Origin of the sequence: Crocosphaera sp. (assembly GCF_030064895.1) — a bacterium.
In the GTDB taxonomy this organism is placed as follows: Bacteria; Cyanobacteriota; Cyanobacteriia; order Cyanobacteriales; family Microcystaceae; genus Crocosphaera.
Genome location: NZ_JASJEB010000010.1, coordinates 1 through 21,814 on the forward strand (window position 1 = coordinate 1; position 21,814 = coordinate 21,814).

The following is a 21,814-nucleotide window of genomic DNA, read 5'->3' on the forward strand; positions in this document are numbered from 1 at the left end:
TATTAATAGTTATTTCTTGCCTCATTTTTCAACAGCATTTATGACGATAGGGATGACTATATTTTGTCGTTCTATTGTGGGTTTAAAAGTTATAGAAATTCTCAAATTACCCACCATTCCTATCTGGATACTAACCGAGAGTTTAACCTTAACTTTGTTCTGGTTAATTTGGAGTTATTTAAAGCAAAAGACTCAACCATTAGCTACTATTTATGCAAAAGTATTTGATACCTATGCAATCATTTTATCTGGGTTTATTTTAGCAGCTTTAACTTTACATTCAATCGCTATTTACTGGGGATATACCACTCCTTCTTTTCTGGTTATAATAACCATACTTCTCTTATTTTTAGGACTTTTATATCGTACTATAAAAAAGCCTAATAATTTTATTTTTTATACATTAGGATGGTCATTAGAGTTATTGACAATTAATATTACAACCAAGTTCAGTCAATCTCTATTTTTATTAGCTATTGTCAATATTATTTTAGGAATTTTATTGCAATTAATTGGAAAATGGTGGCAAAGAAGAACAGGAGAAAGACACTTTTTAAGCAGTTTACAAATTCTACCACTTTTATATGGAGGGTTAGGAACAGCATTAAGATACAATTCATTTAATAGTTTTACAGGATTGACATTTCTTGGTTTTGGTTTAATTATAATTGGGTTTGTTCGCGATAAAAGAAACTTAAAACCTTTAATATATCTAGGAATTGTTTTTATTTCTTTTTCTGCTTATGAACTATTATTGTATCAAATTACTAATTTTTCTTGGGCAGATAAATACTTAAGTATGGCAGCATTAGCAACAACAATAATGTATGCTTATCGTCTTGCCGCACCTTGGTTATCTTCTTATTTTGATTTAACACTAAGAGAGTTGAAAATTATTGCTCATTCACACTGGAGTTTAGGTAGTATTTTTTTAGGATTATCTTTATTATATCCTCCAGCATCACAGCAATTAATTGGATTAAGTGTTGGTTTATTTTTAACCCAATATGCTATTTTAGGAGGACGTAATTCACTCAACAAAATTAAAGGGGAAATTTGGGTTTACTTAGGATTTATGCAAGCAGGAGTAACTTCTATATATGGGTTTTTCATATTTCCTTCTACTTTCTTATCCAATACAATAGGAGCAATTTTTTCTTTATTCAGTATTGTGGTTTATACTCTTCCTTGGAGACAATGGGGGTGGTCAAAAAGACCTTGGAATTTATTAGCTTTCACCCTGCCTTTAATCGGAGTAATTAGCGATTTTAATTCTCTTACTTTGCTAGTTGTTTCTATTAGTTATGCTATTTTGGCTAAACTTTCTAATAAGTCCCGTTTATTTTATCCCAGTTTACTTTTCATTAATATTGCTGCTTATAATTACATAAGTCAATTTAACCAACTATCTCCGTTATTATATTCAATTTCATTATGTTTATCTCTATTATTATTCATTGTGATTGAACCTTACTGTCAAGGAGAAGTAAGAAAATCTCTAAGACATTCTCTCCGTATAATAGCAACAGGAATTTTAGGTACTGTTTCCTTATTGTTTTATCAACAAACAGGTATAATTCCAGGAGTAATAGGGCTAATTTTTATTGCTCTAGGTTTAGGATTAAAAACCCGTGCTTTTCTATTTACAGGAACAATCACTTTTCTAATTACAGTTTTCTATCAATTAGTTATATTTAGTTTTACTTACCCTCTCTTAAAATGGATGTTCGGATTCTTATTAGGTTTAATGTTTATTTGGATTGCTGCTAGTTTTGAAAATAGACGAACTCAAATTAATACTATCATTAATCATTGGATAGAAGAATTTGACAGATGGGAATAAGTTAATAAATTAAAACATTATAACCTCCCAGGAGGGGAAGTTATAATACTGCTAGGATAAACTAGAAAATGTATTGACAAGAAATCAGTAATAACGGATAATCAATAATAATTAATTTGAGTTGGTTAGATAATGAATAAAAATTCTTTAAAAGACGAAATTAATCTACAACCAATACCCTCTTGGTTAAAAAAATCAATCGGAAAAGCAAGTGAAATTTCTACTGTTCAAAAAATTATTAAAAGCCGAAATATTTATACTATTTGTGAGGAAGGTCGTTGTCCTAACCGTGGAGAATGTTATAGTAAGAAAACAGCGACATTTCTATTAATGGGTCAAACTTGCACCCGTGCTTGTGCCTTTTGTCAAGTAGATAAAGGTCATGCACCCATGGATTTAGACCCAAAAGAACCCCAAAAAGTGGCCGAATCTGTTAGTATATTAGGGCTTAGTTACGTTGTCCTTACCTCTGTCGCACGGGATGATTTAGAAGACGGTGGAGCGCAATGGTTCGTTAAAACCATGCAAGCTATTCGCACTCTTAACTCCCAAACTCAAATCGAAGTCTTAACCCCGGACTTCTGGGGAGGTAAACAAAGGGAAATAGCTCAAAAACAACGAGTTAGTACAGTTGTTGCAGCTAAACCTGCTTGTTATAACCATAATCTGGAAACTGTGCAACGTTTACAAGGTCCAGTGAGAAGAGGAGCAAAATACGAGCGATCACTTGATGTCCTGCGATGGGTCAAAGAAATCGATCCAACCATACCCACCAAGTCAGGGTTAATGTTGGGTCATGGAGAAACCGAAGCAGAAATTATCGCAACCCTAAAAGACTTAAGAAATGTTCAATGCGATCGCCTTACATTAGGCCAATATATGCGTCCTTCTTTGGAACATCTATCAGTACAAAAATATTGGACTCCTGAAGAATTTGATAAATTAGGAGAAATAGCGCATTCTCTTGGGTTTTCCCATGTTCGTTCGGGCCCCTTGGTTCGCAGTTCCTACCATGCAGGGGAAGAGTAGGGAGTATTTTTGTGATAACAATAGTCTTTAGAGTCTGACTGGGAGATGGGGATACGGGGGGAAATTTATAGGTTTGAAGAGTTGATGACAAGATTAACAGACAATGAAAGTTAATCATTTACTTCCATATAAGTAATTAATTCATCCAGAGAATAAGGACAATCTTGTGGTAGATTAATATTATATTGTTCTAAAACTGCACGTCTAGCTCTAGTGTAAGGCTTTTTTAGGTCAATTTTATTAAGGATAGCATTGGTTAATTTATCTTCTAGAGCATCAATAAAAGCATTAATTTCACACTTCCAATGATGTCTAGAATAAATATTAGAAGTATAATCAAGTTTTAAACGATGGATAATAATTTGTTTAAGAAGACTATTAACCGCATTAATTTGTTCTCTACCCAAATACTCTATTTCCTCTAATAAATTTTCCCAGTCCAAACCGTCAAGATCACGATTTTTAATTGCGATCGCTTGTTTCTCTAACCATAAAAAATAGTCAGTTTCATACAATGAGTTACTGACTGTAAGAGGTTGATTCATAATATCATTTCTAATATAGAGAGAATAGTTAACAAAAATCCCTATTTTCCAGTTAAAGGAACTTTATTGTCTAATCTAGCAACAATTTCACTATTGATGGTTAACAGTAGAGACATCTTCAGCTTACCTAAATTACTAGGTATTTTAACTTATAACTAACCTCATCCTACCGTTACTTTCTCCATAATGATATAAAAAAGTAGTATGTTTTGTCAACCCCCATTCTTCCGTTTTTTATTGAGAAATATTCTCACACTTTCAGGGTAAAATTCGGGTCTTTTGGTATAAAATGTTACCATTTTGCTCTAAAAATAAATATTTTTAATACAAATATAATACATTTTAATAAATAAGCTTAACTTAATTATCAGACATAATGCTAATTATCTCTACATTTGAGGAGTTTCAGATAATTTTTAGCGTATAACTGTAATTTTTAAAATCTTTCTGGTGTTTTTTGAGATATGCATTCACCGTCTTTAAAAGATTTAATAATCTCTTGTTCTTGTTGACTAAATTGATTCATTTTTCTCCTAAAACCTGTTGAATTTGTTCTTTTAAACTAGGTAAATCATTGGTAATAATTCGCCAAATAATATCTAGATTAACTCTAAAATACTCATGAGCAATAATATTCCTAACATCAATTGTTCCCACCCAAGGAATATGAGGATAACTCTGTCGTGTTTCCTCAGTCATTTTACTTGCTGCTTCTCCAACAATCATTAAATGGTGAATCATCCAAGTTTGAATTAATTCATCCTCTGTAAACCTATCTTGTCCTTGAATTGCGTACTTTTCTATTTGAGAAATAGCTTCTAACATATCTCTCAATCTTTCCCTATCATCCCTCATAATTTTATGGCCTCTTCTAACACCTTTTCGCGAATTCGTTCTTTTAATCCTTCCACGGTAACAATATCAACCTTACGACCTAAAATAGATTCTAAATCTTGCATTAATCCCGAAGGAAACCAAGGACTAATTTTGCTTAAATCATAATCAATCAAAAAATCAATATCGCTTTTTTCGTCATCTTCTTCCCTTGCAACTGAACCAAAAATACGAAGATTATACGCTCCATGTTTTTCGGCAATATTGATAATTTCTTTTCTTTTTTCTAATAGTAGTTGCTTAAGCTTCATTATCAAAAATCCCTTGTATTTTTTGCATACAACTGTAATTGTTTTATTCTTTCTGGTGTTTTTTCAGAAATTCATTCACTGTTTAAACGGTTTTATTACTATTCCATGATATTGTATCTTTAAGAAAAGGAGTAAGTAGTAATAACCGAATAGCCTCTTAGAGATTATTTATAAAGAAAAAATAAAGTCTAATTTGTTTTGTATTATGAGGTTGGTAGAAGTCTTTTATTGCTTTTTAGAGTTGACTGGGGATTGTGTAGAGATTAATTATCCCTAATTAAATAACGTTGTACATTTTCTAAAATGCGATCGCTTGCCTTACCATCTCCAAAAGGATTAACTGCATTAGCCATCTTTTCATAAGCTACTTTATTACTCAATAATTCACTACTATTACTAACAATATTTTGATAATTTGTTCCCACTAATTTAGCCGTCCCTGCGTCCACAGCTTCAGGACGTTCCGTTGTTTCTCGCAAAACTAAAACAGGTTTACCCAAACTAGGTGCTTCTTCCTGTAAACCACCAGAATCAGTCAATAATAGATCACAGCGTTGAATTGCTCCCACTAATTCCCCATAGTCCAAAGGTTCCGTTAAAAATACCCTGGGATGGTTGCCTAATGATTCTTTTATCGGTTCTCTCACCGTTGGGTTGCGGTGCATGGGCAATAACAGGGCTGTATCAGGAAATTTGTCTAAAATAAGGTGAAACCCTTTTAAGATGTCTTCTAGAGGCTTTCCCCAGTTCTCTCGTCGATGAACAGTAGCCAATAGCACCCTGTATTGATTCCAATCTAACCCTTCAACATCACAGTTAGGTTGTTTATCAGCAACGGTTAACAACGCATCTATGACGGTATTTCCGGTTAAATGGACTTCTCCTGTAACACCGGAACGGCCTAGGTTTTCAACGGCCAACCTTGTAGGAGCAAAATGTAACTGGGCCAGTTGAGAAATAAGACGACGGTTAGCTTCTTCGGGGTAAGGATTATAGATATTATCCGTGCGTAAACCGGCTTCTACATGACCGATGGGAATTTGTTGATAAAATGCAGCTAAAGTGGCAGCAAAAGCCGTTGTGGTGTCTCCTTGGACAATAACACAATGGGGTTGTATTCTTTTAAAAATGCCTTCTAAACCCTGCAAACTGCGATAAGTAATATCTGTTAGGGTTTGTTTCGGTTGCATGATATTTAAGTCTTCATCAGCAGTTATCTCAAACAGTTGCATCACCTGCTCCACCATTTCTTTATGTTGTCCGGTGAGGATAACATGGGTATCAAATGCTTCTGAATTACGAAATTTTTGGATTACAGGAGCAAGTTTTATGGCTTCGGGACGGGTTCCAAGGGTGATACAAACTTTATAGGGAGATGAAGTCATAAGTAGAACAGTTGAAGACTTGATCTATTGTACAAGATTAGGTGTTAACATTATTTGCGATCCAAATTGTTAATTCTGATTCTGTTATTTCACTATTTGCTACTTTTAACATAATTGCTGTTGCATCTTTTGGACTAGCTACTAATGTAAACCCATTAAGACGAAGAAATAAACCAATGGCTAAAAAAGCTGTTCTTTTGTTACCATCTAAAAAGGCATGATTCTTGGCTATACCTATCCCATAAACAGCAGCTAATCTAAATATATTTGTCTCATTTTCATAGGCATTAACATTTAAGGGACGGGTCAAAGCAGAATCGAGTAAGCCTTGATCTCTAATACCATTAAGACCTCCATGAAGTCTTATTGTTTCAGAATGTAGGAAGATTAAAGCCTGTTTATTAATCCAGTATATATCAGCCATTTATTCTGCTAGTTCCTGGAAAGTTTCATTATAGTCATTCATAAATTCTAATCCTAATTTTATCTGTTCTTCAACTTCCTCAGAATTCGAGGTTAATAAATAACCGTTAGCAGTGGGAATAATAGTAATTGTATCCCCTTCTTTAAGATTAAGATGGTCTAACATAAATTCTGGTAAGACGGTTGTGTTAGCTTTGTTTCCTCTTGTTACTGTAAGCTTATACATAATTTACTAATCGTTGATTCTGTCTTAAAGGTTGAATCGGACTGTGAAATGATTTTTCTATTATATTATAGTTAGTGATACAGAAAATAATACTTTCTCTGGGAGTTACTTTATGAGTTTATATGAAACTGATATCAATGAATGGGTTGAACAACAACTTAAACTAATTAAACAAAAACAGTATGATCAAGTAGACTGGAATAATGTTATTGAGGAAATAGAAGACTTGAGTAAACGAGAAAGAGATAAATTTTTATCAGCTATTCGTCTAATTGTTCACCATCTTTTAAAATGGGAATACCAACCAGAAAAACGCTCTAATTCTTGGTTGAATACCATTCGCAGAGAAAGAAATAATCTTATTTTTTATCTTGAAGATATTCCTTCCTTAAAAAAATATTGGTCAGGGAAAGAATTTGAGAGAAATTATCGTCGCGCTAAAGCAGATGCAGTCAACGAAACAGGTTTATCAGAATGGAGTTTTCCTGAAAAATGTCCTTATTCCGTTGAAAAAATAAAATCAAATTGGTTACCTGATTAATCAAAAAAACATATTTATTAAAAACAATAATTTTGTATTTAAAATGCTCCTCTGTTTAATTGATTTCCAATCTCGACAATGCGACTAGGGCAAATTTCAGACATTTTATAAGCAACTTCTGTCCCAACTCTGGCCATAGTAGCTTCATCTTTCACCTCTGCCATAGTCAAATTCCCTTGATTTAACCATCCTCCCATCTCCTTGGCCATTTCAGCTATCATTGTTTGCTGAAATTGTTCAGGAGACTGACTGGGAAGTCGACAGATTCTTTGAGCTAATTGATTAATTTGAGGTGAGGTAGGATAGGCATTAACAGACCCAGGAAATAATGCGATCGCTAATGGCATTAACCAGATAAAACGACGAAACATAAAAAAACCATTATCTAAGATACTTTACTTAAAATTGTAAAGTAAATATCTCTCATTTGCATTAGTGTGATTACTGATTATTGCTTAAGAAAAGTTAAGACACTGACAAGGATTTTTTCTCTACTAAATCCTCAGATTTTTCCACCCGATCAATAAACAAAATACCGTTAAGATGATCCAATTCATGCTGAAAAATTCTCGCCACAAAATCCCTTAATTCTTGCTGCTGGAACTTACCATAACGATCCAAATATTCAACTGTAATCATCTTATATCTAGGTACTAAACCCCTTAGTCCCGGAACACTCAAACACCCTTCCCAATCTTTGACTATTTCATCGCTATGGGAGACGATACGGGGGTTAATCATGATGGTAGGTTCCATCATGGGTGCATCAGGATAACGGGGGTTGGGATGAGAACAAATGACAAATAAACGGTAAGATTCAGATACTTGCGGTGCAGCAATACCGACACCATTGGCATCCCTAGCTATGCTTAATAGGTTATCCATGAGTTGCTGTAATTTTTCGTCAGTAATATCCTGCACGAGTTGAGCTTGTTGTCTTAAGATAGGATTACCAACTTGAGCGATTTCTAAATCAAGGTTTATCATAGATTTCTATGTATTTTAAAATTTCTATATCTATTATGACTTTTTTCTTTGATAATTGGGTAATCTTCGTGAAACTGATATAATCTTATTTTTTGAAACCTTCTACATTAAAGGAGAAAATACTTGTGTCCATAACTGTTTTTCAAACCTCTTCCCTTAACCGAAGAGATAATTATCCATTGTCCATTATCCATTATTAGATGCCAAGGTCTTATTTTAAGAATGACTATCTCACCTCAGTATATTTGGAATCAAGTTCTTGATCGTCTTAAAATACGATTAAATTCCACTGCTTATGAAACTTGGTTTGCTTCAGCAACCGTACAAAATTTACAAGATAATTGTTTAATTATTCAAGTAGAAAACAGTTTTATTGTTAATCATTTACGAAAAACTTATTATACTTTGCTTATGGAAGAAGTTGAAGCAATTGTTGGTTACTCTTTAGAAATAAAATTAACCACTACTCAAGAACAAAACCTAAATTTTTTTGATAAAAAAAGTAAAAAATCAACTCCCAAAGAAACTGATTATCAGTCCCTTAAAGACTCACCCAAACTAAGTCAATTAAACCCCAACTATAATTTTTCTCGCTTTGTTGTTGGTCCAACTAATAGAATGGCTCATGCTGCCTCTTTAGCCGTTTCTGAATCACCAGGAAGAGAGTTTAATCCCTTATTTTTATGTGGTGGCGTTGGCTTAGGAAAAACCCATTTAATGCAAGCAATCGCCCATTATCGTCTAGAATTGTACCCTAATGCTAATGTTTTTTATGTTTCTACAGAACAATTCACTAATGATTTAATTGCTTCTATTCGTCAAGATAGTATGGAAATTTTCCGAGAACATTATCGTACTGCTGACATTTTATTAGTCGATGATATTCAATTTATTGAAGACAAAGAATATACTCAAGAAGAATTTTTTCATACCTTTAATACCTTGCACGAAGCAGGAAAACAAGTGGTAATTGCTTCTGATCGACCACCCCAAAGAATTCCAACTTTACAAGATAGATTAGTCTCGCGTTTTTCTATGGGATTAATCGCCGATATTCAAGTACCAGACTTAGAAACAAGAATGGCTATTTTACAAAAGAAAGCCGAATATGAAAACATTAGATTACCCCGTGAAGTAATTGAATATATCGCCACGAATTACACATCAAATATTCGAGAATTAGAAGGGGCATTCATTAGGACAGTTACCTATATTTCTATTTCTGGACTGTCAATGAACGTGGAAAACATTGCCCCTGTTTTAAATCCTCCTATGGAACAAATTACTATTTCTCCTGAGATTATTATCACCATTGTTGCCGACAATTTCCACCTATCGGTCGAGGATTTAAAAAGTAGTTCACGCCGTCGAGAAATTAGTTTTGCCCGACAAATTGGAATGTATTTGATGCGCCAACATACCGATTTAAGTTTACCAAGAATTGGAGAAGAATTTGGCGGAAAAGATCACACAACCGTTCTATATAGTTGTGACAAAATCTCTAAATTACAGAAAAAAGATTGGGAACTTTCTCAACAATTATCCACCTTAAGCGATCGCATTAATCTTGCGAGTCGAAATCAAGAATGACGAATATAGTTTGCTTCCCAATCTTCACAAGTAATGGCCTCTTCTGTAAAAGCTTTATAGGGATGAACAGTACACTTTAAACAGGTTTCTCCTGTATGAAATAAACAGCGATCACAAGGTATTTGATGCAGTCTTTGTAGATAGAGAAATCCATCCTCCATAGCAAAGAAAATAGCACAGAAAAAACATAACAAAACTAACCAAATAAGTAGAGGAAAAATCCAACCAATTTGGATCATCAGAATTTTGGGTAATATCATAAACACTCTCTAGATCAGATAAGAGGAGACGGGGAGATGGGGAGACGGGGGGAAATTAATCAGCTCAACTATTATCAATCAAGGACAATTTGCGACTTTGGGATGCTCCCTTCTCCATAGACAAAAACAATAACTATGAAACCGATTGAACCATTTTATAATCTACCTTTGATTCGTCCAAACTTTGCCAAAATTCTCTAATTTTCTCAGACACTAATTCTGAATTCAGATAATGGAAAAAATGCCGTCCTTGGTCGCATTCCCATAAAATGTCCTCCGACTTTAACCAAGGTTTCCAAGCATTTAATTGATAAGGAGAAATCACCAAATCATCTCGACTCCCCCCAATAAACAAAGGAACAGAAATCAATTCAGGTGTAACACCAACTTGTTCTATCAACGTATTAGGAGAAGGAGAAGACAATAAATCTTGTTCTAACAAATAAATTAATAACTCGTTTTTAAACGGACATTGACGACCAAAAAGCGTAGAAACCATCTGGCTCAAAATAGTATACCGCTCGCAAGGCAAAGTCTTAAACATCGCGTAATAATGACTCTGCCAATCTACCGCTAAATTAGCACCTACCGATAATAACGTCAAAGACTTAACCCTCTCAGGATGACGTTGTGCATAGATCATCCCTAACCACCCACTGGTACTATGACCAATGAGATGTACAGGTTCCTCCAGTTGCTTAAGATAGTCGTGTAACAAGACAAAAGCAACGTCAAGAGTTATTGGTTCATCTGGGGTTTGATTATATTCCCATAAAGCGACCGCATGATCTTGGCACAGTTGACTAATTAAAGGACGGTTAAACCTCTGTAAAACTGGACTGACACTTAACCATAAAGCATTAGGAACAGAAGACATAACAAACTCCAAATTGAGGACAATTTAAGGCACAATGAAAATAGAGTTCAACAGGAAAGTTAAGCGGATGTCTATGTAGTGTCTCTCTAAACGCCTTAGACACCCCTTAACTCCTTTTTATTTACTTACACTTTTTCCAAGTTATTGAGCCCAGTTTCTACTTGTTTAAAGTCAAAACCAATAGCGCGTAAAGCGTGCCATAAATGACCCTGTAAGAAGAAAAAGGCTAAGAAGAAGTGTGTATTAGCTAACCAGCAACGTGCGGTATGAGTCCCAAACTCTAAGGATGCTGTATCAGCAAAATAAGGGGTTACTCCTAACTTCACCTCTAAAACAGGACCGTAAAATTCGGGGGGATAAGCTAAGGTGTTAACTGCACAGAAATAAGCTGCGACAAACCCTGCTAAAGCAATACCGCCCAAAGAGTAGGAAAGAATAGCTTCTCCTGAGAAAATAAGGGATTTTTTTGCCCATGCCATCGGAGGAACAATAATATGCCAAATACCACCAGCAACCAGTAAAGCACCCACATAAATGTGACCACCCACTAAGTCTTCAAGACTGTTAACGGTAGCAAAATGGGTTTGATAGCCATAGATCACTAAGGGATCTAAAGTGGGTTGGGTGACTAAACGAACCCCTTCCATAGTAGAGTCGTATAAACCACCCCAGTACATGGCTTTTCCTGCCAATAACAGCGCACCGATACCCAAAAATAAGAGATGATGACCTAAGATAATGCCTAATTTTTTGGGGTCGTCCCATTCAAAATGAAAGCGACTTGCACGCCCTTCTGTGGTTTTTAGATCCTGTGGGGCCTTTAAAAGATGAAATAAAGCACCAGCACCTAACACCGCAGATGAGATCAGATGTAATACCCCAATAACAAAAAAGGAATATGTATCAATAACATCTCCTCCTTGTCCCACACCAAAGCCTAAAGTGGCTAAATGGGGTAATAAAATTAACCCTTGTTCTCCCATAGGTAAACTGGGATCATAGGTAGAAAGTTCAAACAAAGTGAACGCGCCAGCCCAAAACATGATTAAAGCACCTTGAGCAGCGTGAGCAACGATAAATAAACCTGACTTTTCGGCAAATCGGGCATTTCCTGCCCACCAGTCATAACTGACATTGGGATTGTCGTAAGTTTGCATCATGGTTTTCACTGAAACAACAAAATTATCACTTATTGATAATATATAGCAATAAGCTTACCCTTAATTTATGAAGATTGGCAAGGAAATACTATTAAGAAATGTTTAATTGTAGAATGATAACTCAGAAAAATATTCTGGTAATTTTATAAAGATTTAATTATTTTTCGTTGATTTCTGATGATTTTTCTTTTACATTTAAGCTGTCTTTGCAACATTTTTTCGGAATAACAAACCATGATTAAGGATTTATTAAAAGTAGCAGATTTATCAGTAACAGAGACTCATAGTCCAGGAGATAATGACCATAAAAAGTTAGCGTTTCAGTTAGAAACAGTCGCTGATCGCTTAGAATTAATTATGGAAAATATGACAACAGGTAAAAACTTAGATAAGGAGTGCTTAAGCTTGGAACAGGATTGTAAAAAATTGACCACATATCTCTATAGAGAAACTATCAAAGATAGAATTCCTCGCTATCAGCAAATTCTGACCCTTATATTTGCCAGCAAAGTTGCTCTCTCAGAGATATATTTTGGCTCATCTTTAACAAGTAAGTTCGAGTTGAACCAGGATGATAACAAAAAAGTTCAGAAAAACCTATTAACTGTTAAAAATAATAGCCAGAAAATGAAAACAATTTCAGAAGTTTTAGCAGTTTCATAAACATCACAACAAAACTGTATAGGAGCAGGAAGGAGTCAGTTATCTGTGATTGACAGCAGTTGCCATTTTTTGTATCTTAAAAATGTCATGGCGAGGGAATTGCGAATCTGATGAACCCTCAAACACTGATGGGTATTGCCGTGTGTCAGTATTTTGCCCATCTGACTCCTAACTCCTGAGTCCTAATATATGTCTAAATCGATTATTGAGCTTCAAACGCTAGAAAATCAGCAAATCTTGACAATAACTCCTCCCGAGAGAGGATTATCCTTACAAGGAACCCTACAGATACCCGGGGATAAATCTATCTCTCATCGCGCCTTGATGTTAGGAGCGATCGCAGAAGGAGAAACCATCATTGAAGGATTATTATTAGGAGAAGATCCCCGTAGTACCGCCGACTGTTTTCGGGCTATGGGAGCGAAAATATCTCCCTTAAACAGTCAAAAAGTGACAGTACAAGGTATAGGGTTAGGACAGTTACAAGAACCATCAGACGTGCTAAATGCAGGGAACTCCGGCACCACCATGCGCTTGATGTTAGGCTTATTAGCATCTCACCCCGATCGCCTCTTTTGCGTCACAGGAGATGGTTCCTTGCGATCGCGCCCCATGTCCCGTGTCATCAAACCCTTACAAACAATGGGGGCGCAAATATTGGGGCGCAATAACAACAGTTTAGCCCCCTTAGCTGTTAAAGGACAAACCCTGAAACCCATCCACTATCATTCCCCCATCGCCTCAGCACAAGTAAAATCTTGTATCTTATTAGCAGGGTTAATGACAGAAGGACAAACCACCGTCACCGAACCAGCTTTATCCCGTGATCACAGCGAACGGATGTTACAAGCTTTCGGCGCAACTTTAGATATTGATCCTACAACTCACAGTGTGACCATCACAGGGTATCCTAAATTAACCGGTCAAAAAGTAATTGTTCCAGGGGATATTAGTTCTGCTGCTTTTTGGTTGGTGGCCGCCTCCATTGTAGAAGGAGGAGAATTATTAGTTGAAAATGTCGGTATCAACCCCACCAGAACCGGTATTTTAGAAGCATTAGAAATGATGGGGGCAAATATTAGCCTAGAAAATGAACGGGTGATCACAGGGGAACCAGTAGCGGATCTCAGGGTAAAATCTTGCCAGTTAAAAGCTTGTACTATTGAAGGGGAGATCCTTCCCCGTCTCATCGATGAAGTACCTATTTTAGCCGTGGCCGCCTTGTTTGCTCAAGGGACAACCATTATTAAAGACGCTGCCGAGTTGAGAGTAAAAGAAAGCGATCGCTTAGCCGTCATCGCCTCACAATTAAACAAAATGGGGGCTAATATTACCGAGTTACCCGACGGGTTAGAAATTACCGGAGGAAACCCCTTAAACGGTGCTGAGGTAGATAGTTGTGGAGATCATCGTATTGCCATGAGTTTAGCGATCGCAGCTTTAACTGCAAAAGGGAAAACCATCATTAACGGTGCCGAAGCAGCCGCTATTTCTTACCCTGAGTTTGTGCAAAGTTTGCAAGCGATCGCCGGATGATCATAGTTTGAGATACAGGAGTGTGAGCATCCTGTTCACTTAATAAGAAGCATTTTGCTCACTGGACTAATAATGAGGCAATTTTACATGAAATTTCAGGTTATTTTTACTTATGATTCAGAATATGAGGGTTATGTTGCTGAAGCCGTATCCTTACCTGGTTGTGTTAGTCAAGGTAAAACTATGGATGAGGCGATCTCCAATATAAAAGATGCCATTCAAGGTTATCTTTATGTAGAAGAAAAGCATGGTAATTATAGTTTTTCTGAGGAATCGCAATCATTTATAGGAGAAGTAGTAATTTAATGGGCAGATTGTCTAATATATCTGGGAAAAAAGCTATTAGCATTTTTGGGAAGTTCGGTTATGTTAAAGATCATCAAACTGGAAGTCATGTAATTCTCTGGCATCCAGAAAAATTAACATTATCAGTCCCTAATCACAAAGAATTAGCTCCTGGTTTACTCAGAAGTTTAATTCGACAAGCAGGAATCACAGTTGATGAGTTTTTGAGTTATAAGTAACGAACCGTTCAAAACATCTTCCCGTACCTTCTACGCTTAACACTCCAAAACCTTATCAAATCAACCTTTTAACCCTTGCCGAAAGAAAAAAATATAGCAATAGACAGGCTAGTTAGGACACATAAATTATATTTTAAGGGAACAGGCAACAGAAAAATATCCTAATAGCCTTGGCGACTGCTATAAAAAAAATTTTTTCCAAAGTGATATGTTTTTTGAGCCAGGTGGGTATGTTCCTTCTAGAAGCAAAAAAACACATTGACCTCTACCAAACAAGGAACATTCGACCAATGAATAATACATTTAAAGCTAACCTCATCAAAACTCTCGCTAACAAAAAAGGAAACAAAGGTTTCACCTTAATCGAATTATTAGTTGTTGTAATTATCATCGGTGTATTAGCAGCGATCGCTCTTCCTAACCTCTTAGGACAAGTTGGTAAAGCTCGTGAATCTGAAGCTAAGAGTACCCTTGGTGCAATGGTTCGCGCTCAACAAACCGTCTTCGCTGAAAGAGGTGGATTTGCTGACAGTATCGCTAACATAGAAGTACCCGTGGGTAACGAGAAATTCTATGGTATCTTCGTAGATGATAATACACCAGGTATTATGGGAGCTGTTGGTATCACAAGAGACCCTGCTAATGGAAATATTGTCGCTGCTGACGTTGGTGCTGTTGCTAACGGTCGAAATGGAACCCGTGACTACGCCGCCGCTATCAACTATGATGATGTCGATCGTACCTTCTCCACTGTAGTTTGTCGTGCTACTAATGATGCTCTTAACCAGGATGCTCAATATAACCTTCACGGTAATCTTGCTGCAACTGACAAAGTTATTAATCCCGCTCCTGTTGTAGGTATTGGCAGTGGTGGTGTAACCGATGAAGTCACTTTGGCTTCTTGTAACGATACTGCTGGTTTAGGTCAAACCGAAGAAGTTAAGTAATTTCTGAGTCAGATAGTATTCACTTAATTCAAAATAATCTCAGGTGGTTTGATTACGGTTGCCACCTGTTTTTATTGTTTTTGGTATGTTATGGTCATAAATTAACCTTGACCAGCTTTAAAGATTTGATTAGCTGTTTGTTGAAAAGCTGGAAATGTCGGTGAAATAATAATATCATCATCACTAAATTGCTGGATCTGATATTCCCCCTCAATTAATTGATAAATTGACAACTTTGGTTGTTTAGGATTACCCAAAAAGTTCCGCCCTCCTAATGCTGCATAGTCAACGATCCAATACTCAGTAATCCCTAGTTCTTCGTAATCTGCGCGTTTTTTAAAGTAGTCATCGCGCCAGTTTGTACTGACGACTTCCACTATTAGTTTAACTGAGGAAGCATTTTCTATAATTGATTCACTAGCCCAACGGGGTTCAGTAGAGATCGCCTCTTGATCAATAACAATTATGTCTGGTTCATATCCTGATTTGCTGTTACTGGATTTGACAATTGATTCTCTGGGAATTATCCACATTCCCCGTTTGCCCATTTGAATAATTGTGAGGATCAATTCTTCGATCAAAAAACCAGTAACTATTGAATGTTTTCCCTTCGGTTTGGGCATTTCCGCGATTATTCCATCATGTAGTTCATAGCGTCCCCCTGTGTTGGGATATTGGGCAACAAAATCATCAAATGTAATTAATTCTGTTAACGTCTGAATCATAGTACATAATAGTAAAAAGAATTGGGATTGGAAGTTAAATAATGGATAATTTATTGATTATCAATTATCCATTATTAATCGCTTATCAAACAAGCGATCGCTTAATTATCTAAGTGGTATATTCGGCGTTAATCTTGACGTAATCGTAGCTTAAATCACAACCCCAAGCGATACCATTACCAGAACCATTGCCAACACAAACGGTTATCAAAACCGTATCTTCTTGTAAATAAGCACCTTGTGCAGCTTGTTTCATATAATTGCTGGCAGCATTGCGATCATACTCCAAAGGTTGTCCGTTTTCCATCATCACATATTCACCCAATGTAATACGTAATTCTTCTTGACGAAATTTAACCCCGGCACGGCCAGCAGCACCAGCAATACGCCCCCAGTTGGGATCACGGCCAAAAATAGCCGACTTAACCAAAGAAGATCCCACAATGGTTTTAGCAATACGTCTTGCTGCTTGATCATCCGGCGCACCAGATACTTGCACTTCCACTAAACAAGTAGCACCTTCTCCATCTCTGGCGATCGCTTTAGCCAAATGTTGACAAACCGCAGTTAACATTTTCTGCAAGGTTTGAGCATTTTTACTATTGAGATCCGTAATGGCCGGAGTACGGGATTGACCATTAGCCAAAGCGATTAAACTATCATTGGTACTGGTATCCCCATCTACGGTAATCTGATTGAAACTTTCATTGGCCGCTTTGCTCAACATTTCTTGCCATAACCCGGTTGATACAGCAGCATCACAGGTAATAAAGGCTAACATAGTAGCCATATCAGGATGAATCATCCCCGATCCCTTGGCAATACCTCCAACCCTAACGGGACGGTTATCGATCATGGTTTCTAGGGCAATTTCTTTGGTCACTAAATCTGTGGTAATAATGGCTTTAGCGGCTGCTTCGTTGCCATTTTCTGCTAAATTTTCCACTAAGGGAGCAATTCCTGCTCGCAAACCCTCCATTTTTATCCTTTGTCCGATCACCCCAGTAGAAGCTAAAAGAACCGCTTCTGAGGGGATGTTTAAGGCTTCGCTTACTAATTGGGATGATTCTAGGGCATCTTGCCACCCTTGTTCCCCTGTTCCTGCATTGGCTTGCCCTGCATTACAAAGGATGGCTTTAGCGATGGCTTTTTCTTGTAGTTTTTGACGGCAATAATCAACACAAGCAGCCCTGACTTGAGATGTGGTAAATACTCCGGCTGCGATCGCTTCTACTTCTGAGACAATTAAGGCTAAATCAGGTTTTCCTGAAGGTTTTAAACCTGCTGCTATCCCCGACGCTTTAAACCCTTTGGCGGCGGTTATTCCCCCCGCAATTTTTACATAATCCATAAATTAGATGTTCCTGTTTCCTCAGACAAATTCTTTACAGAGGTCATTGTACTACTAAGATAGAACAGGGTGCATGATGAATTATATAGTTACTGACACTACCTAATAATAGTTCTGATAGTCCACTACGACCGCGACGACCAACAATAATTAAATCAGCACCCCATTCCTTAGCCGTAGCACAGATTTTTTCTCCTGGTTTTCCATAAGTATAGTCTGATTGTGCTTTAATACCCTGATCAATGGCTTTCTCGGTTAATCTTTTCAGCCAAATTTGCAGGCCTTCTAAACTTTCTTGGATTAATTTTTCTTCTAATTCCACCATTTCTTGAGTACAAATTGAACCGTATCCCGATATTTCTGAGCAAATGGGTAAATCCAATGTTCTTGTTAGATTTTCCTGAATGACTGTTATAATCATTAACTGACTATCTTGCCCTTTTGCTAGGTTTAAGGCAGTTTCAAAAACCTTTTGGCTGCTATCTTCTTCTGCTATCCCAACTAAAATTTTTTGATATGTGGTAGTAAGTGTATTGGTTTCTAAAGCTGCGGAATTCAAGACTTGTTGACTTTCAATTTGGTTTGTCATAGCCCACCCCGTTTTTATAAATTATCCTTCTACTCTAAGCTTGACATATTTTTTTGTATATGGCTCAATTTTGATAGAAAAGTTAATATCTTAAGAGTATAGGTAATAATTAATTTATTTTCTAGAAAACCAATATCCAGGGTTTAATGTTTATGATTATGGCTCAAGGTTCTATTAATGTTACGATTAAATTGTTTGCTATTTATCAAGAAGTTTATGGAATTACTGAATTGATACGACAGTTTCCTTTGGAAACAACGGTTAGTGAGGTTTTATCTCTTATTATTGAAGAACATCCTCAATTACAAAAATGGCAAAGTATTACTCGTTTCTCTGTTAATTATCAATTCGTAGAAGCTGATACAAAATTACAAGATGGCGATGAATTAGTCTTTATTCCTCCTGTTAGTGGTGGGTAATTTTTTAAGATTGTAGGGTTCAACGGCCGTTGAACCCTAGGAAAATGTGTGGCATTAGTAAAGTTTCATAGTTAATTCTTGTTGATATCTTTTTGTTAAAGGATGAGTATTACCCAATATTTGAAAAATAGAAATCATGGCTTTTCTAGCACCATCATTTTTATATTCTCTGTTGTTTTCAACAATATTTAAAAATAACTTTAAAGCTTCTTCGTATTCTTCGCATAATGTATATTTTGCACCTTGAGAAAATTGCTGTTCTAACTCATTTTCTCCATCAATACTAGCCATTCTTTTGAACTCAATCAAACTTTTCATACCTTGTGCCTTGGCATAATACTCTTTTTGTTCAACACCAATAGTCGACAACATTTTATCAGCATCTTCGAGACGATTAAGACGGATTAAAAAGTTAACTGTTTCCAGAATAAGTTGCGGATGTTCTGGATATTTTGCAAATAATTCATCTAATATTTCTTTGGCTTTAGGGACATTTTTTTCTGCCATAGATTGGTGCATTTGCTCAAGTTTATGTTCTAAATCAGAGGTTAAATTAAATTGTTTAAGTAACTCCTTAATTTCGGCTTCTGATACAACTCCAACAAACCCTTGATTAATTTTACCTTCAAAAGCAATTTTTACGTCTGGAACACCCTCAACACTAAACTGTTTAGCTAAGTCAGGATGAGCATCGATATCAATAGTTGCCAAAATAAAATCATATTCTTGCAGTAATTTTTCTAAGATTGGTTTTAATAGTTTACAAGGACCACACCAAGTGGCAAAAAAATCAATAACTACTGGTTTTTTATAAGAATTTTCAATAACTTCTTGTTGAAAATTACTCGGCTCAACAACAACAGCGTAACCCACAATCTTAACTCCTTACTGTGATGATTTGCATAGCCATAAGTCTATACATCTTGTAATTTTAGCTGTGAATAATCCCTTATCCCCTCTTACTTATCATTTTCTTTAACAAATTAACTATCTAGATTTATAAATCATGCTTATTGAAAATGAGTGATTGTTCTCATAGTTTGTAAAGCAATGTAACGATATTTGTTAAGGTCTGTTGCAAAAATCACTAATTTTGAGAAATTAGCCCCATAAAAGCAAACGTACATGATACGATGCAACCCGTAATCCTTTCTGGAAATTAGGAGAATAGCCTTGGTTTTACGGGTAGCTGTTGTCGGTTCAGGGCCGGCCGGATCTTCCGCCGCCGAAACATTAGCAAAAGCTGGCATAGAAACATATTTATTTGAAAGAAAATTAGATAACGCTAAACCCTGTGGGGGTGCTATTCCCCTATGTATGGTAAGCGAATTTGATTTACCCCCCGAAATTATCGATCGCCGGGTGCGGAAGATGAAAATGATCTCCCCATCCAACGTAGAAGTTGATATTAACCTCGATCGCCAAGACGAATATATTGGTATGTGTCGTCGGGAAGTTCTCGATGGGTTCCTACGCGATCGCGCTGCCAGGTTAGGAGCTAACCTAATTAATGGCACAGTTTATCAATTAGACCTTCCCAAAACTAACAACGGTGCTTACACCCTGCATTATGCGGATCATTCCAACGGGAACTCTGTAGGAGAAAAGAAAACCCTACAAGTAGATGTAGTGATCGGTGCAGATGGTGCTAACTCTCGGGTTGCTAAGGCCATTGATGCTGGAGACTATAACTATGCGATCGCTTTCCAAGAGCGTATCCGCTTACCCCAGGATAAAATGGCCTACTATGAAGACCTAGCTGAGATGTATGTAGGGAAAGATGTTTCCCCCGACTTCTACGCTTGGGTATTCCCCAAATACGACCACGTGGCCGTAGGAACGGGAACCATGAAGGTTAATAAGTCTCTCATCAAAGAATTACAGGCCGGAATACGCACTCGTGCAGCGCGCAGACTAGAAGGTGGTGAGATCATTAAAGTAGAAGCTCATCCTATACCCGAACATCCCCGTCCCCGTCGTGTAGTGGGTCGTGTGGCCTTGGTTGGAGACGCTGCTGGTACTGTTACTAAGTCTTCTGGTGAAGGTATCTATTTCGCCGCAAAATCAGCCCGTATGTGTGCTGAAACCATTGTGGAAATGAGCAACGCTGGTCAACGCATTCCCACTGAAGATGATTTAAAAATCTATCTCCAGCGTTGGGATAAGCAATATGGCATGACTTACCTAGTATTAGATATCCTACAACGGGTATTCTATCGTACCGATGCCACTCGTGAAGCGTTTGTGGAAATGTGTTCTGATAAGGATGTACAACGGATGACCTTTGATAGTTATCTCTACAAAACCGTTGTCCCTGCTAACCCCTTAGTACAAATGAAAATTACCGCTAAAACCATCGGTAGTTTACTAAGAGGTCACGCTTTAGCTCCATAGTTTTTCCTCAGATTAAGTCAAGTGTTGGGGTGAGTTAAGCTCACCCTTTTTTTTAACCTTTTTTGGGGAGTTTCGGGAGATGGGGAGACGGGGGAGTGTGGGGAGAAAATAGCTTAATCCCCTACTGACTCAGAGAATAGCTGAAAAAAATTAAGATTTAACGAATTCCAACCCGTTTTCTTTGCCATATCGTTCCATGAAGCGCATAAAACGATCCCATTCGTCTTGTGAGTTCATAATCAAAAAAGCTTCGATGGATGTGGGTTTTCCGTTAACAAATTTTCCTTTGACTTCACTGGTAGTGATCTCTCCTTCTTCATCTACTAAATACATTCCAGTAATATCATCGGTACTTTGAGCATCAAAAATTTTGGGAGAGTCAAAGCGAAAGGTTGCAGTACCAGTGTCACCCTTTTTACCACGAGTTAAACGGATGTCGGGAATAACGGTTTCTGAAACGCCACGAGAAAATTGAATTTGAGCCATGCTTGTTATCCTTTAATTAAATCTACATGATCATTAATTTATCATTTCATCAACTCCCAGGTATAGTGATCATTGCTTGAATGCTATGGCAAGACGGAACAGTACGAAAATTGGTTAGGATATTTTTAGCAACTTTTCAAGCTTATCTGATCAGTATTGTAATATCTTG

26 protein-coding genes and 1 pseudogene are annotated in these 21,814 nt (G+C 36.7%); 11 read left to right on the forward strand and 16 right to left on the reverse strand.

Annotated elements, in window-relative coordinates; translation table 11 throughout:
• Both QNJ66_RS04255 and lipA read left to right on the forward strand, forming a co-directional pair.
• Positions 1 to 1,843: pseudogene (locus QNJ66_RS04255) on the forward strand (hypothetical protein); the annotation flags it as partial.
• A gap of 132 nt (positions 1,844 to 1,975) precedes the next feature.
• Complete coding sequence (lipA, locus tag QNJ66_RS04260) at positions 1,976 to 2,872, forward strand: lipoyl synthase (protein WP_300503354.1); 897 nt, start codon at positions 1,976 to 1,978, stop codon at positions 2,870 to 2,872.
• 110 nt (positions 2,873 to 2,982) lie between these two features.
• Here the strand turns inward: lipA and QNJ66_RS04265 are convergent, their stop codons facing one another.
• The 6 genes from QNJ66_RS04265 to QNJ66_RS04290 form a co-directional block, all read right to left on the reverse strand.
• On the reverse strand, positions 2,983 to 3,417 hold the full coding sequence (locus tag QNJ66_RS04265) for a DUF29 domain-containing protein (protein ID WP_300503356.1): 435 nt from the start codon (positions 3,415 to 3,417) through the stop codon (positions 2,983 to 2,985).
• A 522-nt stretch (positions 3,418 to 3,939) separates the two neighbouring features.
• On the reverse strand, positions 3,940 to 4,272 hold the full coding sequence (locus QNJ66_RS04270; protein ID WP_300503358.1) for a DUF86 domain-containing protein: 333 nt from the start codon (positions 4,270 to 4,272) through the stop codon (positions 3,940 to 3,942).
• Complete coding sequence (locus QNJ66_RS04275; RefSeq protein WP_300503360.1) at positions 4,269 to 4,562, reverse strand: nucleotidyltransferase domain-containing protein; 294 nt, start codon at positions 4,560 to 4,562, stop codon at positions 4,269 to 4,271. Before QNJ66_RS04275 ends, QNJ66_RS04270 begins: the two co-directional genes overlap by 4 nt.
• Before the next feature lie 263 nt (positions 4,563 to 4,825).
• A complete protein-coding gene (wecB, locus tag QNJ66_RS04280) occupies positions 4,826 to 5,947 on the reverse strand; it encodes a UDP-N-acetylglucosamine 2-epimerase (non-hydrolyzing) (protein ID WP_300503362.1) in 1,122 nt (373 codons plus the stop codon).
• 37 nt (positions 5,948 to 5,984) lie between these two features.
• Positions 5,985 to 6,371 carry a type II toxin-antitoxin system death-on-curing family toxin gene (locus tag QNJ66_RS04285; protein ID WP_300503364.1) on the reverse strand — a complete coding sequence of 129 codons (387 nt, stop codon included), beginning with the start codon at positions 6,369 to 6,371 and terminating at the stop codon, positions 5,985 to 5,987.
• The gene (locus QNJ66_RS04290) at positions 6,372 to 6,596 is read right to left on the reverse strand and encodes a hypothetical protein (RefSeq protein WP_300503366.1); all 225 of its coding nucleotides are present in this window, start codon (positions 6,594 to 6,596) and stop codon (positions 6,372 to 6,374) included.
• A gap of 112 nt (positions 6,597 to 6,708) precedes the next feature.
• On the opposite strand from QNJ66_RS04290, the gene QNJ66_RS04295 reads away from it, so the two are divergent.
• Positions 6,709 to 7,137 carry a DUF29 domain-containing protein gene (locus tag QNJ66_RS04295; RefSeq protein WP_300503368.1) on the forward strand — a complete coding sequence of 143 codons (429 nt, stop codon included), beginning with the start codon at positions 6,709 to 6,711 and terminating at the stop codon, positions 7,135 to 7,137.
• Positions 7,138 to 7,175: 38 nt separating this feature from the next.
• On the opposite strand, the gene QNJ66_RS04300 is transcribed toward QNJ66_RS04295, so the two are convergent.
• Positions 7,176 to 7,508, reverse strand: coding sequence for a glutamyl-tRNA amidotransferase (locus QNJ66_RS04300; protein ID WP_300503370.1), 333 nt, complete (start codon positions 7,506 to 7,508; stop codon positions 7,176 to 7,178).
• A gap of 94 nt (positions 7,509 to 7,602) precedes the next feature.
• Positions 7,603 to 8,124: a peptide deformylase gene (gene def, locus QNJ66_RS04305; protein ID WP_300503371.1), complete on the reverse strand. Its 522-nt coding sequence runs from the start codon at positions 8,122 to 8,124 to the stop codon at positions 7,603 to 7,605.
• A gap of 222 nt (positions 8,125 to 8,346) precedes the next feature.
• On the opposite strand from def, the gene dnaA reads away from it, so the two are divergent.
• Positions 8,347 to 9,714: a chromosomal replication initiator protein DnaA gene (gene dnaA, locus QNJ66_RS04310; protein WP_300503373.1), complete on the forward strand. Its 1,368-nt coding sequence runs from the start codon at positions 8,347 to 8,349 to the stop codon at positions 9,712 to 9,714.
• Here the strand turns inward: dnaA and QNJ66_RS04315 are convergent.
• The 3 genes from QNJ66_RS04315 to QNJ66_RS04325 form a co-directional block, all read right to left on the reverse strand.
• The gene (locus QNJ66_RS04315; protein WP_300503375.1) at positions 9,705 to 9,974 is read right to left on the reverse strand and encodes a hypothetical protein; all 270 of its coding nucleotides are present in this window, start codon (positions 9,972 to 9,974) and stop codon (positions 9,705 to 9,707) included. The genes dnaA and QNJ66_RS04315 overlap by 10 nt on opposite strands.
• Positions 9,975 to 10,107: 133 nt before the next feature.
• Positions 10,108 to 10,851, reverse strand: a complete 744-nt coding sequence (locus QNJ66_RS04320; RefSeq protein ID WP_300503377.1) for an alpha/beta hydrolase — start codon at positions 10,849 to 10,851, stop codon at positions 10,108 to 10,110.
• 125 nt (positions 10,852 to 10,976) lie between these two features.
• A complete protein-coding gene (locus tag QNJ66_RS04325; protein ID WP_300503541.1) occupies positions 10,977 to 12,008 on the reverse strand; it encodes a chlorophyll a/b binding light-harvesting protein in 1,032 nt (343 codons plus the stop codon).
• A gap of 237 nt (positions 12,009 to 12,245) precedes the next feature.
• Between QNJ66_RS04325 and QNJ66_RS04330 the strand changes: the two genes are divergently transcribed.
• The 5 genes from QNJ66_RS04330 (at position 12,246) to QNJ66_RS04350 (ending at position 15,681) form a co-directional block, all read left to right on the forward strand.
• A complete protein-coding gene (locus tag QNJ66_RS04330) occupies positions 12,246 to 12,674 on the forward strand; it encodes a hypothetical protein (RefSeq protein WP_300503379.1) in 429 nt (142 codons plus the stop codon).
• A 189-nt stretch (positions 12,675 to 12,863) separates the two neighbouring features.
• Positions 12,864 to 14,210 carry a 3-phosphoshikimate 1-carboxyvinyltransferase gene (gene aroA / locus QNJ66_RS04335; RefSeq protein ID WP_300503381.1) on the forward strand — a complete coding sequence of 449 codons (1,347 nt, stop codon included), beginning with the start codon at positions 12,864 to 12,866 and terminating at the stop codon, positions 14,208 to 14,210.
• A gap of 87 nt (positions 14,211 to 14,297) precedes the next feature.
• Positions 14,298 to 14,516: a type II toxin-antitoxin system HicB family antitoxin gene (locus tag QNJ66_RS04340; protein WP_300503383.1), complete on the forward strand. Its 219-nt coding sequence runs from the start codon at positions 14,298 to 14,300 to the stop codon at positions 14,514 to 14,516.
• Positions 14,516 to 14,734: a type II toxin-antitoxin system HicA family toxin gene (locus tag QNJ66_RS04345; RefSeq protein ID WP_300503385.1), complete on the forward strand. Its 219-nt coding sequence runs from the start codon at positions 14,516 to 14,518 to the stop codon at positions 14,732 to 14,734. The genes QNJ66_RS04340 and QNJ66_RS04345 overlap by 1 nt, the downstream gene beginning before the upstream one ends.
• Before the next feature lie 290 nt (positions 14,735 to 15,024).
• Positions 15,025 to 15,681: a type IV pilin-like G/H family protein gene (locus tag QNJ66_RS04350; protein ID WP_300503387.1), complete on the forward strand. Its 657-nt coding sequence runs from the start codon at positions 15,025 to 15,027 to the stop codon at positions 15,679 to 15,681.
• Between the two features lie 101 nt (positions 15,682 to 15,782).
• Here the strand turns inward: QNJ66_RS04350 and QNJ66_RS04355 are convergent, their stop codons facing one another.
• The 3 genes from QNJ66_RS04355 to QNJ66_RS04365 all read right to left on the reverse strand — a co-directional run bounded on the left by QNJ66_RS04355 (position 15,783) and on the right by QNJ66_RS04365 (position 18,346).
• Entirely contained in the window at positions 15,783 to 16,406 is a 624-nt protein-coding gene (locus QNJ66_RS04355; RefSeq protein WP_300503389.1) for a Uma2 family endonuclease, read from the reverse strand.
• 109 nt (positions 16,407 to 16,515) lie between these two features.
• Positions 16,516 to 17,757, reverse strand: coding sequence for a bifunctional ornithine acetyltransferase/N-acetylglutamate synthase (argJ, locus tag QNJ66_RS04360; protein ID WP_300503391.1), 1,242 nt, complete (start codon positions 17,755 to 17,757; stop codon positions 16,516 to 16,518).
• A 43-nt stretch (positions 17,758 to 17,800) separates the two neighbouring features.
• The gene (locus QNJ66_RS04365) at positions 17,801 to 18,346 is read right to left on the reverse strand and encodes a universal stress protein (RefSeq protein ID WP_300503393.1); all 546 of its coding nucleotides are present in this window, start codon (positions 18,344 to 18,346) and stop codon (positions 17,801 to 17,803) included.
• Positions 18,347 to 18,498: 152 nt separating this feature from the next.
• Here QNJ66_RS04365 and QNJ66_RS04370 point away from each other — a divergent pair, with 152 nt between their 5' ends.
• On the forward strand, positions 18,499 to 18,765 hold the full coding sequence (locus tag QNJ66_RS04370; protein ID WP_300503395.1) for a MoaD/ThiS family protein: 267 nt from the start codon (positions 18,499 to 18,501) through the stop codon (positions 18,763 to 18,765).
• 54 nt (positions 18,766 to 18,819) lie between these two features.
• Here the strand turns inward: QNJ66_RS04370 and QNJ66_RS04375 are convergent, their stop codons facing one another.
• A complete protein-coding gene (locus QNJ66_RS04375) occupies positions 18,820 to 19,638 on the reverse strand; it encodes a tetratricopeptide repeat protein (RefSeq protein ID WP_300503396.1) in 819 nt (272 codons plus the stop codon).
• A 300-nt stretch (positions 19,639 to 19,938) separates the two neighbouring features.
• Between QNJ66_RS04375 and chlP the strand changes: the two genes are divergently transcribed.
• A complete protein-coding gene (chlP, locus tag QNJ66_RS04380) occupies positions 19,939 to 21,159 on the forward strand; it encodes a geranylgeranyl reductase (protein ID WP_300503398.1) in 1,221 nt (406 codons plus the stop codon).
• 150 nt (positions 21,160 to 21,309) lie between these two features.
• On the opposite strand, the gene psb28 is transcribed toward chlP, so the two are convergent.
• The gene (gene psb28, locus QNJ66_RS04385) at positions 21,310 to 21,645 is read right to left on the reverse strand and encodes a photosystem II reaction center protein Psb28 (protein WP_300503400.1); all 336 of its coding nucleotides are present in this window, start codon (positions 21,643 to 21,645) and stop codon (positions 21,310 to 21,312) included.
• Positions 21,646 to 21,814: the final 169 nt, after the last annotated feature.